Source organism: Pseudomonas sp. S2_A02 (assembly GCF_054668495.1).
In genome coordinates this window covers 3,948,994-3,963,234 of record NZ_CP162776.1, presented here as the reverse complement: position 1 = coordinate 3,963,234, position 14,241 = coordinate 3,948,994, and the positions used below count along the sequence as shown (strand labels likewise).

14 protein-coding genes are annotated in these 14,241 nt (G+C 60.3%); 3 read left to right on the top strand and 11 right to left on the bottom strand.

What is annotated here, in order from left to right; genetic code table 11:
• Nucleotides 1-31: 31 nt before the first annotated feature.
• The 3 genes from AB4O41_RS18045 to AB4O41_RS18035 form a co-directional block, all read right to left on the bottom strand.
• Complete coding sequence (locus AB4O41_RS18045) at nt 32-664, bottom strand: LysE family transporter (RefSeq protein WP_460144155.1); 633 nt, start codon at nt 662-664, stop codon at nt 32-34.
• 235 nt (nt 665-899) lie between these two features.
• The gene (locus AB4O41_RS18040; RefSeq protein ID WP_460144154.1) at nt 900-1,481 is read right to left on the bottom strand and encodes a mechanosensitive ion channel domain-containing protein; all 582 of its coding nucleotides are present in this window, start codon (nt 1,479-1,481) and stop codon (nt 900-902) included.
• On the bottom strand, nt 1,481-3,391 hold the full coding sequence (locus AB4O41_RS18035) for an ATP-binding cassette domain-containing protein (RefSeq protein ID WP_367373407.1): 1,911 nt from the start codon (nt 3,389-3,391) through the stop codon (nt 1,481-1,483). Before AB4O41_RS18035 ends, AB4O41_RS18040 begins: the two co-directional genes overlap by 1 nt.
• 50 nt (nt 3,392-3,441) lie before the next feature.
• On the opposite strand from AB4O41_RS18035, the gene AB4O41_RS18030 reads away from it, so the two are divergent.
• Nucleotides 3,442-3,906, top strand: coding sequence for a TIGR02444 family protein (locus AB4O41_RS18030; protein WP_460144153.1), 465 nt, complete (start codon nt 3,442-3,444; stop codon nt 3,904-3,906).
• Here AB4O41_RS18030 and AB4O41_RS18025 read toward each other — a convergent pair.
• On the bottom strand, nt 3,903-5,057 hold the full coding sequence (locus tag AB4O41_RS18025; RefSeq protein WP_460144152.1) for an AlgP family protein: 1,155 nt from the start codon (nt 5,055-5,057) through the stop codon (nt 3,903-3,905). The genes AB4O41_RS18030 and AB4O41_RS18025 overlap by 4 nt on opposite strands.
• A gap of 192 nt (nt 5,058-5,249) precedes the next feature.
• Here AB4O41_RS18025 and AB4O41_RS18020 point away from each other — a divergent pair, with 192 nt between their 5' ends.
• Nucleotides 5,250-5,915 (top strand): FKBP-type peptidyl-prolyl cis-trans isomerase, encoded by a 666-nt coding sequence (locus tag AB4O41_RS18020; RefSeq protein WP_460144151.1) that lies wholly within the window; start codon nt 5,250-5,252, stop codon nt 5,913-5,915.
• A gap of 62 nt (nt 5,916-5,977) precedes the next feature.
• On the opposite strand, the gene AB4O41_RS18015 is transcribed toward AB4O41_RS18020, so the two are convergent.
• The 7 genes from AB4O41_RS18015 to AB4O41_RS17985 form a co-directional block, all read right to left on the bottom strand.
• The gene (locus AB4O41_RS18015; RefSeq protein ID WP_007899333.1) at nt 5,978-6,436 is read right to left on the bottom strand and encodes an Rsd/AlgQ family anti-sigma factor; all 459 of its coding nucleotides are present in this window, start codon (nt 6,434-6,436) and stop codon (nt 5,978-5,980) included.
• A gap of 179 nt (nt 6,437-6,615) precedes the next feature.
• Nucleotides 6,616-7,167: a disulfide bond formation protein B gene (locus tag AB4O41_RS18010; protein ID WP_460144150.1), complete on the bottom strand. Its 552-nt coding sequence runs from the start codon at nt 7,165-7,167 to the stop codon at nt 6,616-6,618.
• Nucleotides 7,168-7,409: 242 nt separating this feature from the next.
• The gene (locus AB4O41_RS18005; RefSeq protein ID WP_460144149.1) at nt 7,410-8,648 is read right to left on the bottom strand and encodes a heme biosynthesis HemY N-terminal domain-containing protein; all 1,239 of its coding nucleotides are present in this window, start codon (nt 8,646-8,648) and stop codon (nt 7,410-7,412) included.
• Nucleotides 8,645-9,787 (bottom strand): uroporphyrinogen-III C-methyltransferase, encoded by a 1,143-nt coding sequence (locus AB4O41_RS18000; RefSeq protein ID WP_460144148.1) that lies wholly within the window; start codon nt 9,785-9,787, stop codon nt 8,645-8,647. Before AB4O41_RS18000 ends, AB4O41_RS18005 begins: the two co-directional genes overlap by 4 nt.
• A gap of 16 nt (nt 9,788-9,803) precedes the next feature.
• Nucleotides 9,804-10,571, bottom strand: coding sequence for a uroporphyrinogen-III synthase (locus AB4O41_RS17995; RefSeq protein ID WP_460144147.1), 768 nt, complete (start codon nt 10,569-10,571; stop codon nt 9,804-9,806).
• A complete protein-coding gene (gene hemC, locus AB4O41_RS17990) occupies nt 10,568-11,509 on the bottom strand; it encodes a hydroxymethylbilane synthase (RefSeq protein WP_460144146.1) in 942 nt (313 codons plus the stop codon). Before hemC ends, AB4O41_RS17995 begins: the two co-directional genes overlap by 4 nt.
• 126 nt (nt 11,510-11,635) lie before the next feature.
• Nucleotides 11,636-12,382: a LytR/AlgR family response regulator transcription factor gene (locus AB4O41_RS17985; RefSeq protein ID WP_007899317.1), complete on the bottom strand. Its 747-nt coding sequence runs from the start codon at nt 12,380-12,382 to the stop codon at nt 11,636-11,638.
• Between the two features lie 461 nt (nt 12,383-12,843).
• On the opposite strand from AB4O41_RS17985, the gene argH reads away from it, so the two are divergent.
• A complete protein-coding gene (gene argH / locus AB4O41_RS17980) occupies nt 12,844-14,238 on the top strand; it encodes an argininosuccinate lyase (RefSeq protein WP_460144145.1) in 1,395 nt (464 codons plus the stop codon).
• The last annotated feature ends 3 nt before the right edge of the window (nt 14,239-14,241 follow it).

Genomic DNA, 14,241 nt, shown 5'->3' with positions numbered 1-14,241 from the left:
GAAGAGGTCGCCTTTTTTGTGCCTGAAGGTTTTACATCGCCGCTTTGCGCAGGGTAGCCATGAACGCCGCCGCGCCGATGAACAGCCCGGCAAAGGTGCGGTTCATGCGTTTTTGCTGCCTGGGTGTGCGCAACAAACGCAGCACCTTGGCCGCCAACCCGGTGTAGCCGGCCATGACGATCAGGTCGACACAAATCATGGTCGCACCGAGGATCAGGTACTGGGCCACCAGTGGTGCGTGGGGGTCGATGAATTGCGGCAGCACCGCGAGCATGAACACCAAGGCCTTGGGGTTGCTGACGTTTACCAGAAAACCGCGGAACACCAGTGCCATCGGCTTGCCGATCTGCCGGATGGCAGCGTCGTCGTTCATCTCATTGGGCAGCGCGCGCCATTGCTTGACCGCGAGGTAGACCAGGTAGGCCACGCCAAACCATTTGATCGCATAGAAAGCCGTGGCAGAGGCCGCGAGGATCGCACCGACACCGGCAGCAACAATCGCAATCTGCAACGCCAGGCCCAATTGCAGACCCAAGGCGTTCCAGTAACCGCGCCAGAAACCGTAGCGCAAACCGCTGGACATCGACGCAATGGCGCCGGCACCGGGCGAAAGACTGATCACCCAGCAGGCGGCAAAAAACGCCAGCCATGTTTGAAGCACCATCGCACACCTCGACTCAGACTCGTGACAGACGTCTAAGCTAATGCGCCTTTGGGCCGATGACTACCGATTTTTGTAGGACGTGGCGACTGCCGACCAGCGTTTATGGCTGTAAGGCCTCATCGCGAGCAGGCTCGCTCCCACATGGGCTCTCATCTGTTCACAAAACTTGTGTCCACTAAAGATCAACTGTGGGAGCGAGCCTGCTCGCGATGGCGATATGGCAGGCAACAGAAGGTTACTTTTCGAACCCGTTCGAAGGGAACACATCCGTGCCACGCCAGCGTCGAACCGAGCGCTGGAAGAACAGGCTATTGGGCACTTGCACCATGGCGCTGCCGGTACCGAGTTCTTCGGCTTCGATCAGCGTGGTGTAGAGCAGATTGATCGCCACCACCCGGCCTTTGACGCCGGGCTTGTCGGTGGTATCCACCAACTCGACCACATCGCCGATACGGAACGGGCCGACGGTAAAGATCAGGATCGCGCACAGCAGGTTGGACAGCACGCTCCACATGGCGAAGAACGCCACGGCAGCCACCGCAACGAAACCGGACAACGCCGTCCAGAGTACCGTGGCCGAAACGCCAAGGCGCTCCAGCACAAAGATCAGCGCGCTGCCCATGATGAGCCAGCGCAAACCGCCGCGCAGCGGCATGAAGAACTGCGGCGGAAACGGATAGCGCTCACCCAACCGAGTCAGGCATTTAGCGACAACGCGCTGGGCGATATAACCGGCCAGCAGGATCAGCAGGATTTGCACGACCAGCCAGAGCGGCTCGACCCACATCGCCGGCAACAGCAGCTTGAAGGCTTCCATCAGGACAGCGCCTCCAACTCCGCCTGCATGCTTTCGAGCAGTTCCAGCGCTTCCATCCAGGCTTCTTCCAGTTCGGCTTCACGCACCTTCAGCCTGGCCTGTTCAGCCAGCAGATCACGCAAGTCGTTCTTGCGCATCGGCTCGTAAATGTCGCTGTCGCCGAGGCTGGTATCGATCTTCGCCAACTTCTCGTGCAGCTTGCCCAGCTCGGCTTCAAGCTTGTCGGCCTCACGCTTGTGCGGTGCCAGTTGCTGACGCAACGCAGCAGCAGCCTGACGCTGGGCCTTCTTGTCGGTCTTGTCCGGATTGACCGGGGTATTGCTGACCGGGGCATTGCGTTGACGGTACTCGACCAGCCAACGAGCGTAGTCTTCCAGGTCGCCGTCGAACTCCTCGACCTTGCCGTCTGCCACCAGATAGAAATTGTCGGTGGTGCTTTTGAGCAGATGGCGATCGTGTGAGACCACCAAAACCGCGCCACTGAACTCCTGCAGGGCCATGGTCAGCGCCAGACGCATTTCCAGATCCAGGTGGTTGGTCGGTTCGTCGAGCAGCAGCAAGTTCGGTCGATCCCAGGCGATCAATGCCAAGGCCAGACGCGCCTTCTCACCACCGGAGAAATTCAGTACCGGCTCATCGATACGCGCGCCGCGGAAGTCGAAACCACCGAGGAAGTCGCGCAGGGTCTGCTCACGCTCGGTCGGCGCCAGGCGCTGCAAGTGCAGCAACGGGCTGGCCTTGGAATCGAGGGAATCGAGCTGATGCTGGGCGAAGTAGCCAACGACGGTGTTTTCACCGCGCGTCAGGCGACCGGCCAACGGCTCAAGTTCACCGGCGAGGTTTTTGATCAGGGTCGATTTACCCGCGCCGTTCGGGCCGAGCAAGCCGATCCGCGCGCCTGGGGTCAGTTGCAGCTTGACCTTCTCCAGAATGGCTTTGTCGCCGTAACCCAGTCGAGCATCCGACAGATCGATCAACGGGCTGGAAATTTTCGTCGATTCGCGGAAGACGAAGTCGAACGGCGAATCGACGTGGGCGGCGGACAACTCTTCCATCCGCTCCAGCGCCTTGATCCGGCTCTGGGCCTGACGGGCCTTGGTGGCTTGGGCCTTGAAGCGGGCGATGTAGCTTTCCATGTGCGCACGTTGCGCCTGTTGCTTCTCGTAGGCCTGTTGTTGCTGGGCCAGACGTTCGGCACGGGCGCGTTCGAAGGCGCTGTAACCACCGCGATACAGGGTGATCTTGCGTTGATCGACGTGGGCTACGTGATCGACCACTGCATCGAGGAAGTCCCGGTCGTGGGAAATCAGCATCAAGGTGCCGGGATAGCTTTTAAGCCAATCTTCGAGCCAGATGATTGCGTCGAGGTCCAAGTGGTTGGTCGGCTCGTCGAGCAGCAACAGGTCCGAAGGACACATCAATGCCTGCGCCAGGTTCAGACGCATCCGCCAGCCACCGGAGAAATCTCCTACCTGTCGATCCATTTGCTCGTTGGTGAAACCAAGGCCGGCCAGCAGCTTTCGAGCCCGTGCGTCGGCAGTGTAGCCGTCGGCGCTGTCGAGTTCCGAGTGCAGGCGGGCCTGAGCGGCACCGTCATGGGCCGCTTCGGCTGCGGCGAGGTCGCGTTGCACCTCGCGCAGACGCAGGTCACCATCGAGCACGTAGTCGACCGCGATGCGTTCGAGCGTCTCGATTTCCTGACGCATGTGGGCGATGCGCCAGTCGGCCGGCAGGAAGCAATCACCCGAGTCCGGGTGCAGTTCGCCCCGGATCAAGGCGAACAGGCTCGATTTGCCGGCGCCGTTGGCACCGATGAGGCCGGCTTTGTGGCCGGCGTGCAGGGTCAGCTCGGCGTCTTCTAGCAGACGTTGCGGGCCACGCTGTAAAGTCAGGTTCTGAAGTCGAATCATAATGGCGGCGGAGTCTACCAGCTTCGCTCGCAACTGGCGCGAGTAGCACTATGTCCTCTGACCTGTGGAGCTTTTCCGTTATCACTTACTCCCGTCGCGGAGTAGAACGTGCGTGCCTGCAATTGCAATCGGCAGGCGTGAATGTGTGCCTGCTGCTGTGCGGGTTGTGGCTTGAAGAACGTGGAGTTACCTGCGACAAACAACGCTTGCAGCTGCTTCGCAATGTAGCCGGGCCTTGGGACGCGGATGTCGTGCAACCGCTGCGCGCCTTGCGCCTGCAATGGAAAGCCGCCGCTATCGAAGATGCCGGGCTGAATGATTTGCGCGAACAAGTGAAGTCACTGGAGATGGAAGCCGAACGACATCTGCTGTCACGGCTGGAACGAGTGGCACAGAGTTGGCCGCAGTATGAGGAGACCGAACGAACGGCCTGGCTCGAAGGTGTGGCAGCGAGCGCCGCCAACCTGAACCGCGACGCGCTGAATCAGCTGCGCGTCGCGGTAACCGGCACTTAGGAAGCGCTGGTTGGGGTGGTGCTGGTGCTCGACGACACGGCTGGCGTTGGCGCAGAGGTGGTTGTCGAGGTGGTTGCTGCAGGCGCGGACGAAGCCGAGGAGGCCGGGGCCGGAGTTGCTGGCTTGATCGCTGGCGCAGCAGGCGGCTTGGCAGCGGCGACTGGCTTTTTCACGGCCGGTTTTGCTGCTGGCTTGGCTGCTGGCTTGGCTGCTGGTTTTGCAGCCGGTTTTGCGGCGGCTGGTTTGGCTGCAGTGGCTGACTTGGCAGCAGCCGCAGGTTTCGCAGCAGCAGTTTTGGCAGCCGGTTTCGCGGCGGGTTTGGCCGCAGCTTTTGCAGCCGGTTTAGCAGCTGGTTTAGCGGTTGGTTTTGCAGCAGGCTTGGCTGCGGCGGTTTTAGCCGCGACAGGTTTGGCAGCTGGCTTGGCAGCAGGTTTCGCGGCGGCAGTTCTAGCGGCTGGCTTGGCAGCAGGTTTAGCCGCTGGTTTTGCCGTTGCAGTTTTTGCCACGGTGGTTTTTGCAGCCGGTTTAGCGGCAGCTGTTTTGGCAGCAGTTGGCTTGGCGGCAGGTTTGGCAGCCGTCGTTTTAGCCGCTGGTTTCGCAGCACTGGCAGCGACTGGTTTTTTAGCCGCCGGTTTTGCGGCTGGCTTGGCTGCGGCTTTTACCGGAGCTTTGGCAGCAGGCTTGGCCGGTGCTTTTGCAGCAGCTGGTTTGGCAGCGGCTTTCTTCGCAGGTGCCGCAGCTGGTTTGGCCGAACGCAGGGACAACGCCTTGCCGACAGCCTCTTGGACACGACCGACACCCTGGGCCAGTTTCAGGCTTTCTTGAGCGTCGCGTTTGAGTTGCAGGATGTAGCTGCGCGTTTCGGACTGGCGATCCTTGAGGGCATCGAGCAAGTCCTCAAGTTCTTTCACCGCCTCTTTGGCCTTGGCCTGCGCCTTGGCTTTGCCGGCCGCCGCAGCGTCCTGCAATTTGGTCCGGGATTTGTGCAGTTTTTCCTGCGCTTTTCCGCGCTGCTTTTCCAGTTTGGCGAGCAGTTTTTCAGCATCAGCCAGAGCTTGGGAACAAGCGTTTTCCAAATGCTCGAGCAAGCTGCCCGAGAGTTGTTGGAGTAAGTGCAACGGAGTATTTACTGGCTTCTTGGTGGCCGACATGGTTTACCTCCTGGCTGACGTGAATGCGGCTCATACTAGACCTCTGCTGCAACCGCCGCTAGGGCATGTTGACAGTATCGAAAGCGCTCCGTTGCAACGGATCAAAAAAGTTCTGCGCTTAGGCAAAACCAGTTCACCTTCGAGCGCATTCACACTGGCATAATCCTGCGCATTCCAGGCCGGAGAGTGCCCATGTCGCGCTACCTTTTTTTATCGCTGTGCGTGTTTTTTTCCATGGCTCAGGCCGCCGAAAAAAACACCACGAATGACGATCACGATCTCGCTTACAGCTTGGGTGCAAGCCTTGGCGAACGCTTGCGCCAAGAGGTTCCGGATCTGCAACTTCAGGCCCTGCTCGAAGGTTTGCAGCAAGCCTATCAAGGCAAGCCACTGGCACTGAAAGACGAGCGGATCGAACAGATTCTGGCCGAGCATGAAGCCCGGGTTGCCATGCAATCGGCTGTGCCGCAAAGCGAACTGGCTTTGGAAAACGAGCGACGCTTCCTCGCCGAGGAAAAAGCCAAACCCGGCGTTCGCGAACTGACCGATGGAATATTGCTGACAGAGTTGGCGCCGGGCACCGGCGCCAAGGCTGGTCCGAACGGCAAGGTCCAGGTGCTGTACATCGGACGCCTGCCTGACGGCTCAGTGTTCGACCAGAATAGCCAGCCGCAGTGGTTCAGTCTTGATAGTGTGATTACGGGCTGGCGCAGTGCGCTGCAAAACATGCCGGTCGGCGCGAAATGGCGCCTGGTGATTCCATCGGCCCAAGCCTATGGTGCCGACGGTGCCGGCGACCTGATCGCGCCGTTCACACCACTGGTATTCGAAGTCGAATTGCGTGGTGCTACAAGCTGAAAGCCGGAAACGAAAAACGGCGCGCATTTGCGCACCGTTTTGAGGGTGTTGCTGGATAAGGTTCAAGCCTGAACCGAATCCTCTTCCTTGTGAGCGGTGTGGAGCACTTCGATCAGGCAATCTTCCAGTTCGAAGCGTTCGTGCAACAAGCCACCCAGCTCCTTGAATTTCTCCGCGACACACTTACCGGCATCACACAGATCGTTGAACGCCAGCAGCTTCTCGGTAATGACGTCGATGCGCGGGTAAATCGTCTCGGCCAACTCCAGACCGCGAGTATCACCGAACGCCTTGGCTTCGCCAGTCAGTTGTTCGTAGATCTCGAAATGCCCGGCAGACACGTAGTCGACCAGCACACCGCAGAATTCCTGCAACGGTTTTCGGTTCTCGCCCAAAGCTTCGGGCTTGGCGCCGAGAGCATCATAGGCCCGAACCAGTTCGTGACGCTCCTGCAACCAGCGATCGATCAGCAGATGCACTCCACCCCAGCGTTCCTGAGCATTCTGACAACTTTCGAGCATGGTGATTCTCTCTTCCCTTGTGGGTCATGCTGCTCTACACCTGTCGCACACTTGAAAATCAAGAATCGACCAGGCAGAGCGTCATTCGAGCAACATAAATCCAATGACACGTGCGGGCCAGATTATGCCCGCGCGCCTATGGCTTCAAGGTACGCAGGAGATAAAGTTCATACAAGTGTTTAATCACCCGTCAGTACCCGGTGCGACGACTCGCCGCTGAGCGGTCGCTGACACGCGATCCAGACAAGGCGCAGCAACTGATACCCCCCCAGAATCATCATCGCAACGAAGAACAGCAGGCTCCACTCCGGAATGCTCAGGTCGAACAGCGTCCAGGAAATTTCCGCGCAATCGGCGGTTCCTTTGAACATTTGCTGCACGACATACAACCAGGGCGTACTGGCGAACAGATCCGCCAGATCAGGCGAGCAGGCCGATAGCTGATGCACCGGATCGCTCTGCAACAACACCTGCCGCCACGCCGTGACGGTGCCTGCCAGACTGCAGAGCAGACCCAGCAGCCAATACAGGAACGATCCGAAGCGGCCAGGTCCCTGAACTGAAGCCGCCAGGCAGACACCCGTGAGCAGCGCCAGGCAAACCCGCTGCAACAGGCACAACCCGCAAGGCTTGAGGCCGACCGCATATTCCAGGTAATAGGAAACGCCCAAGGCCAGGGCACCTGCAATGAAAACCATGAAAAACAAGGAGCGTGAGCAGGCCAAAGACATGGCTTTTCCGTAACAGTAGAGACAGGCGGTTACGGTAGAGGAAAGCGCAGCAGCCTTTCAAGGCAGGCCACCACGGACACTTCACCAGAAGTGTAGGGAATTCCCGACAGTGCCGAGAGGATTTGATGTAGTCCTCTGTAGGACTTTGCCGGCGAAGGATTACAACACTGAAACAGTGGCGGATTCGAAGCGATTCCCGCTCCTGTAGCAGCTGGCGCAGCCTGCTGCTACAGGAGCAGGAATCAGGCGTGAGCCGGCACCGGCAGCGGTGCCGCCAGCAAGCGCTCATCCAATAGGCCCAAGCCTTCCTGGAACAGCTGATTGCTGCGTTCGGTGTCACCCAGTTGCGCCAGCAACCGCGCCAATTCGGCGCAAGCTTCAGGGTTGCGCTGCACACGCAGGCTGCTCTCTAGATAATCCCTGGCCTTGCCCCACAGACTGCTTTGCAGACACAAACGGCCCAACGTCAGCAACAGGCTCGGGTCGGCGGGATGATCCTTGAGCCAACCCTCGGCGGTGTGCAGTTGCCTGGCCGGATCGTTGCCGCGAACCAGCCCATACAGGCGTGCCAGATGGCTGTCGTATTTGCGCTTTAGGGCTGCACGCAGGATCTCTTCGGCCTCGACCTGTGCCCCCAGTTGCCGCAATTGCTCGGCATAGGCCAGCACCAGTTGCGGTTCCTGGCGCTGAGCGGCGGTGAGTTGCTGCCAGGCGCGATTGAGCGATTGCAAACCGACCGTTCCGTCCTCTTCCCGGTGTGCCGCCAACGAAAGATTTTCACCCCAGGCCCGGCGCTCCAGCTCAGCCAGTTCGGCCGGTGGCAATACCTTGTCCTTGCGTAACTCCGGCAACAAGCGAATCACTGCCGACCAGTCGCCCCGTTGCTGAAGCAGGCGCTGCAACTGGCGCAAGGTCTGGACGTTATGAGGATGACGCTCGTGCATGGCTTGCAGGGTCACCAGCGCGCCTTCAGTGTCACCGCGATCAGTCTGCAATTGGGCATGGTTCAAGGCAATCGCCAGCTCGGCCTGGGGCTGTCGCTCCAGAGCGCGCTCCAGCAGATTGTCGCTTTCCTCGTAGTGACCTTGTTCGTTCGCGGCGCGGGCAGCACCCAGGTAGTAGAGCAGCGGCTGGCGCTCGGCTTCCGCTGCGCGATAGAGATGACGCTGCGCACTGGCCCAGCGGCCCTCTGCCAAATCCAGCTGACCGTGCTCGATCGCTACTTGCACCCGCCGACTGCGATTGCGCCGCGACCATGGATTGACCACTCCACCGGAGGTCGTCACCAGCTCGATCAACGCCTTGATGCCCCAGAACACCAGCCACAGCACGACCACCAGGGCCAGGGTTGCCCACAGGCTCGATTCGTAACGGAAGCTCTTGTAGGCGATCAGCACGTAGCCGGAATGCTCGGCAATCGCCAGCCCCAGCGCGGCGGCAGCGGCGATGACCACGAACACGATCACATAGAGGCGCTTCATGGCGTGGCCTCCTGCATAGTGCTCGCAGCAGGTTTGGCCAGAGGTTTCACCGACTCCTCGGCGTTGACGTTGCGCCGCTCAAGATAGGCCTGAACCGAACTCAACGTGCCCGTCAGATCTGGCGTGACCACCGTGACCGGCTGCTTACTCAACTCGGTCACCTGCTCGAGCATGATTTTGCTCTGGGGGTTGTCCGGGTTGAAGTTGCCCTTGAGCACGTCCCGCGCCTCGGCCAGCGCCTGGGTGTAAACCGCGGCCTGGCCATTGAGTGCGGCCCACTGAGCCTGTTCCAGCGCCAGGCTCAAGGCCAGACGCACCTGGCTCAGACTCTGCCCTGCCAGCAACGGACGAACATTCTTGTCGGCGTTGAAATCGATGCGGATATAACGCGAGATCTGATCCCACCATTGCGCCCAGCGACTGGCACCGTCGCCATCGGCGGTCAGGCCCAACAGGGATTCGCCACGGTCCTTGTACTCAGGCGCCAGCTCGGTGAGGTTGATCACCTGGTCGCGCAAGGCACCCAGTCGCAGGAACAATCCGGTGCGATCCGGCTGTTCGGTACTGCGCAGGGCTACCAGGGTTTTGGCCACTTGCTCGCGAGCGGCAAAAGCCCCGGGGTCGTTCTGTTCACGGAGAATTTCATCGGCGCCCTGCACCAGGGCCTGGGCGCTGCTGATGTCCTGCAACGCCGACAGGCGCAGGCTGGCCAGACGCAGCAAGTGCTCGGCTTCGGCCAGACGCCAGTCCTTGCGGCTCGCGCCGAGGACGGTTTCCAGGCGTTGATTCAGGCGTTGCTGATCGCCTTGGAGTTGAGTGACCAGACGACTGCGCGCGTCGAGTTCCTCGGCGGCCGGCATTTGCTCGAGGCGAGCCGTCAGGCGCTGCTCGTTGAGCTTCAGGCTCTGGGCCTGATCGTTCAACGCCTGTACCTGACTCAACTGTTGTTGGTTATTGGCTTGCAGGTGACGCACCTGCCAGACTCCCCAACCACCCACGGCAACACCGGCTGCGCCCAACAGCAGCGCAACGATTGCCAACCCATTGCCTCGGCGCTGCTCAACAGCAGGTGGCGCAGTTTCAACCGATGCATCAAGCACAGGTCGGACGTCATCTTTAGGCAAGGCTGTTTCGCTCACGTATCCATCCTTTGCATTAGAAAACGGGCACGGGGTGTTCCCGTAACGCCGCCAGCAAGGCCGCGGCACTGGCGCCACGACAATCCACAACTGTTTGGGCCCCGGCGGCACGTGCCAGCTCGGCGACCCTGGGGCTTGGAACAAACAACGGCAACCGCGCCATGCTCGGCCAGGCATCGCCAGCCAATCGGTGCAGGTGCTCAAAACCCTGTCCACTGCTGACCACCAGCCCGTTCAAGCGTTCCGCTTTGATCCGGTCAGGCAGCGTTGCCGACGGGTACTGCGGCAAACCGCGTCGATACAACTCCAGATACTCGACACTAGCACCAAGCTCGCGTAAACGCTCAGCCAGTAGCTCGCGCCCACCCTCCCCGCGCATGATCAACACTCGCGGATCGGGTCGAGTGACAGCCTCGCGCAACGGCGCAAGCTCAAGCAAGGCTTCGCTGTCATCGCCATCGACCGGAAAACTCACATCCAGCCCGCTATCCTCGAGGATCTGCGCCGTCGCCGCGCCCACGCTGAACCACTTCAGACCCGGTGGTTGCGGCCAGTATTGGTTGAGCAGATCGACAGCGATTCTGGCGGCAGGCTTGCTGACCACGATCACCGCGCAATAGCTATCCAGGTTCTGAATGACTTCGCGCATTGTGTCAGAGACAGGAATCGGCTCGATATCCAAAAGCGGCAGGCTGCTGCTGAAAACCCCCGCGTCGGCCAGCACACGGGCAAGCGCCGCCGACTCATCCGCAGGGCGCGTCAGCAACAGGCGCCAGCCAGTCACTCGTGCCCTGCCTCGCCATAGACTGCTTTCAGAATGTCGGCGGCGCCCTGGCTCAGCAGGTCTTCGGCCACCTGCACACCCAAAGCCTCGGCATCCGCCCGTGGCGCCCGGGCCTCGGCGCTGAGCAGCAGGCCACCATTCGGATCACCCACCAAACCGCGCAACCAGATCTGCTCGCCTTCAAGCACGGCGTAGCAAGCGATTGGCACCTGGCAGCCGCCATTCAGATGTTTGTTGAGAGCACGTTCGGCGGTAACGCGAGTGGCCGTGTCCTGATGATGCAGCGGCGCCAGCAGCGCATGTATTTCAGTGTCGGCGCTACGGCATTCGATACCGACCGCGCCTTGGCCACCTGCCGGCAGACTGTCTTCGACACTGATAGCCGAAGTGATGCGGTCTTCAAAGCCCAGGCGAATCAAACCCGCCGCGGCGAGAATGATGGCGTCGTATTCGCCGGCATCGAGCTTGGCCAGGCGAGTATTGACGTTGCCGCGCAGGAAGCGGATTTCCAGATCCGGACGGCGGGTCAGCAACTGAGCCTGACGACGCAGGCTGGAGGTGCCGACGATGCTGCCTGGCGGCAACTCATCCAGACTGGCGTAGGTATTGGAGACAAATGCATCGCGCGGGTCTTCACGCTCGCAGATGCAGAACAGACCGAGACCTTCGGGGAAGTCCATCGGCACGTCTTTCATGGAATGCACGGCGATGTCGGCTGCGTTTTCCAGCAGCGCGGTTTCCAGTTCCTTGACGAACAGGCCCTTGCCGCCGATTTTCGACAGCGGCGAATCGAGCAGCTTGTCGCCTCGACTGACCATGGGAACCAGCGTCACGAGCAGGCCCGGATGGGCCTCTTCCAGACGAGCCTTGACGTATTCGGCCTGCCACAGGGCGAGAGCACTTTTTCGGGTGGCGATGCGGATTTCGCGAGAGGACATGGATCAATCCGTACTGAATAGATACGGCAGATAATAACAGCTCAGCCAAATCCGCTTTGACTTGTATCAGAAACTGCGTGGCCTCCCTGGCCCTCAATGTCCGGTAATAGGGTAGAAATCCGCCCCTTAAAGCTGTTGCATCATTTTGCGCACACCGGCCACATGGCGTCGGCTGACGATCAGGGCATCGCCGTTCAGGCCTTTGAGAAACAGCTGGAAATGCCCCAGGGGCGTGCGTTGCAGCCGCTCGATGCGTTCGCGAGCAACCAGTGCGTTGCGGTGGATCCGCACGAAACGATCGCCAAATTCGTCTTCGAGGGCCTTAAGGGGTTCGTCGAGCAGCACCTCACCGCCTTCATGACGCAAGGTGACGTACTTGTGGTCGGCAATGAAGTAGACCACCTGACCCAATGGGATCAGTTCGATGCCTTTTCGGGTGCGGGCGCTGATGTGGCTGCGCGGACCGCTACCGGTTTCGGCCGCCGGGCGAGTCAAGGCCGCAAGCTGGACGCGATTGGGTCGCTCGGCTTTCTTTAATGCTTCGTGTAACTGTTCTGTGCGCACTGGCTTCACCAGATAGCCCACGGCGCTGGCCTGTAGGGCTTCCACGGCAAATTCATCGGGCCCGGTGCAAAACACCACGGCGGGCGGGGTTTCGCGCTCGCACAATCGTGCAGCCACTTGCAGGCCATCGAGGCCCGGCATGCGAATATCGAGCAGCACGATATCCGGTTTGTGACTGTCGATCAGTGCCAACGCCTCTTCGCCGTTCGTGGCGCTGGGCTCCAGGACATTGTATCCCTCGAGTTCGCCGACCATTCGGCTCAGGCGCTCGCGGGCCAGGGGTTCGTCATCAACGATCAGGACATTCATATTGCGCTGGATTCCTGCGTGAGTCTCGCACAAGGATAGCGTAGACAGGTGAAGTGACGTCCGTCACCGCGATCCACGCTAAGACTAGCGCGAGGGCCAAAAAGTGCCGCGAGACCGGCGGCTAAATTTTTATCTGCCGTCTGACTGGCGGCCCAGGCCCGCACTGGCGAGGCATCGCCGTAGGGTTTGCTGATACACAATATGAACACCCCTCTTCTCTCTATAGTCAGCTGCAGCATCGAGAAGTGCGCTGATCCTCTGTCCAACTGTAGACGGTTGCCGGGACGATATTGCTCAATTGAAAAATATCGTTGCGCAATTTCTGTATCGTTTGCTTCGAGCAGGGGTCGCACGATGAGAAAAAAACCTGTCGACCAGTGTCAGCGACAGGATTGGCAACCCTGTTATTATCCGCGTCAGCGTTTCACGCCATCTTTCTTCAAGCCGATACGAGCGAATTCATGAGCACTGACAAGACCAATCAGTCCTGGGGCGGCCGCTTCAGTGAACCCGTCGACGCCTTCGTCGCCCGCTTCACCGCCTCCGTCACCTTCGACCAGCGCCTGTATCGCCACGACATCATGGGCTCGATCGCCCACGCCAGCATGCTGGCCAAGGTCGGCGTGCTGACCGATGCCGAGCGCGACAGTATCATCGATGGCCTGAACACCATCCAGGGTGAAATCGAGGCTGGCCAGTTCGACTGGCGCATCGACCTTGAAGACGTGCACATGAACATCGAGGCGCGTCTGACCGACCGTATCGGCGTGACCGGTAAAAAGCTGCACACCGGCCGCAGCCGTAATGACCAGGTCGCCACCGACATCCGCCTGTGGCTGCGTGATGAGATCGACCTGATCCTCAGCGAAATTACCCGTCTGCAACAAGGCTTGCTGGAGCAGGCCGAGCGCGAGGCCGCCAGCATCATGCCGGGCTTCACTCACCTGCAAACCGCGCAGCCGGTGACCTTCGGGCATCACATGCTGGCCTGGTTCGAAATGCTCAGCCGCGACTATGAGCGTCTGGTCGACTGCCGCAAGCGCACCAATCGCATGCCACTGGGCAGCGCCGCACTGGCGGGCACCACTTACCCGATCGACCGCGAATACACCGCTCAACTGCTGGGCTTCGACGCTGTCGGCGGTAACTCCCTGGACAACGTGTCCGATCGCGATTTCGCCATCGAGTTCTGCTCGGCCGCGAGCATCGCGATGATGCACTTGTCGCGTTTCTCCGAAGAGTTGGTGTTGTGGACCAGCGCGCAGTTCCAGTTCATCGATCTGCCTGACCGTTTCTGCACCGGCAGCTCGATCATGCCGCAAAAGAAAAACCCGGACGTCCCGGAGCTGGTTCGCGGCAAGACTGGCCGGGTATTTGGCGCATTGATGGGCCTGCTGACCCTGATGAAAGGCCAGCCGCTGGCCTACAACAAGGACAATCAGGAAGACAAAGAGCCACTGTTCGACGCCGCCGACACCCTGCGCGACTCGCTGCGGGCCTTTGCCGACATGATCCCGGCGATCAAACCCAAGCACGCGATGATGCGCGAGGCAGCTCTGCGTGGTTTCTCCACGGCTACCGACCTGGCTGACTATCTGGTTCGTCGTGGCCTGCCGTTCCGTGATTGCCACGAGATCGTTGGCCATGCCGTGAAGTACGGCGTGGATAGCGGCAAGGACCTGGCGGAAATGAGCCTGGAAGAACTGCGCAAGTTCAGCGATCAGATCGAGCAGGACGTATTTGCCGTGCTGACCCTGGAAGGCTCGGTGAATGCCCGTGACCACATCGGCGGGACTGCGCCGGCGCAGGTCAAGAAGGCAGTTGCTCGCGGTCAGGCATTGCTCGCCAGCCGCTAAAAG

Excerpts from the sequence above, each read along its gene's own strand:
- AB4O41_RS18005 (WP_460144149.1), bottom strand. The coding sequence starts at position 8,648 with ATGAAGCGCCTCTATGTGATCGTGTTCGTGGTCATCGCCGCTGCCGCC.
- argH (WP_460144145.1), top strand. The coding sequence starts at position 12,844 with ATGAGCACTGACAAGACCAATCAGTCCTGGGGCGGCCGCTTCAGTGAA.
- AB4O41_RS18045 (WP_460144155.1), bottom strand. The coding sequence starts at position 664 with ATGGTGCTTCAAACATGGCTGGCGTTTTTTGCCGCCTGCTGGGTGATC.
- AB4O41_RS18020 (WP_460144151.1), top strand. The coding sequence starts at position 5,250 with ATGTCGCGCTACCTTTTTTTATCGCTGTGCGTGTTTTTTTCCATGGCT.
- AB4O41_RS18035 (WP_367373407.1), bottom strand. The coding sequence starts at position 3,391 with ATGATTCGACTTCAGAACCTGACTTTACAGCGTGGCCCGCAACGTCTG.
- hemC (WP_460144146.1), bottom strand. The coding sequence starts at position 11,509 with ATGTCCTCTCGCGAAATCCGCATCGCCACCCGAAAAAGTGCTCTCGCC.
- AB4O41_RS18025 (WP_460144152.1), bottom strand. The coding sequence starts at position 5,057 with ATGTCGGCCACCAAGAAGCCAGTAAATACTCCGTTGCACTTACTCCAA.
- AB4O41_RS18010 (WP_460144150.1), bottom strand. The coding sequence starts at position 7,167 with ATGTCTTTGGCCTGCTCACGCTCCTTGTTTTTCATGGTTTTCATTGCA.
- AB4O41_RS18030 (WP_460144153.1), top strand. The coding sequence starts at position 3,442 with ATGTCCTCTGACCTGTGGAGCTTTTCCGTTATCACTTACTCCCGTCGC.
- AB4O41_RS18040 (WP_460144154.1), bottom strand. The coding sequence starts at position 1,481 with ATGGAAGCCTTCAAGCTGCTGTTGCCGGCGATGTGGGTCGAGCCGCTC.
- AB4O41_RS17985 (WP_007899317.1), bottom strand. The coding sequence starts at position 12,382 with ATGAATGTCCTGATCGTTGATGACGAACCCCTGGCCCGCGAGCGCCTG.
- AB4O41_RS18015 (WP_007899333.1), bottom strand. The coding sequence starts at position 6,436 with ATGCTCGAAAGTTGTCAGAATGCTCAGGAACGCTGGGGTGGAGTGCAT.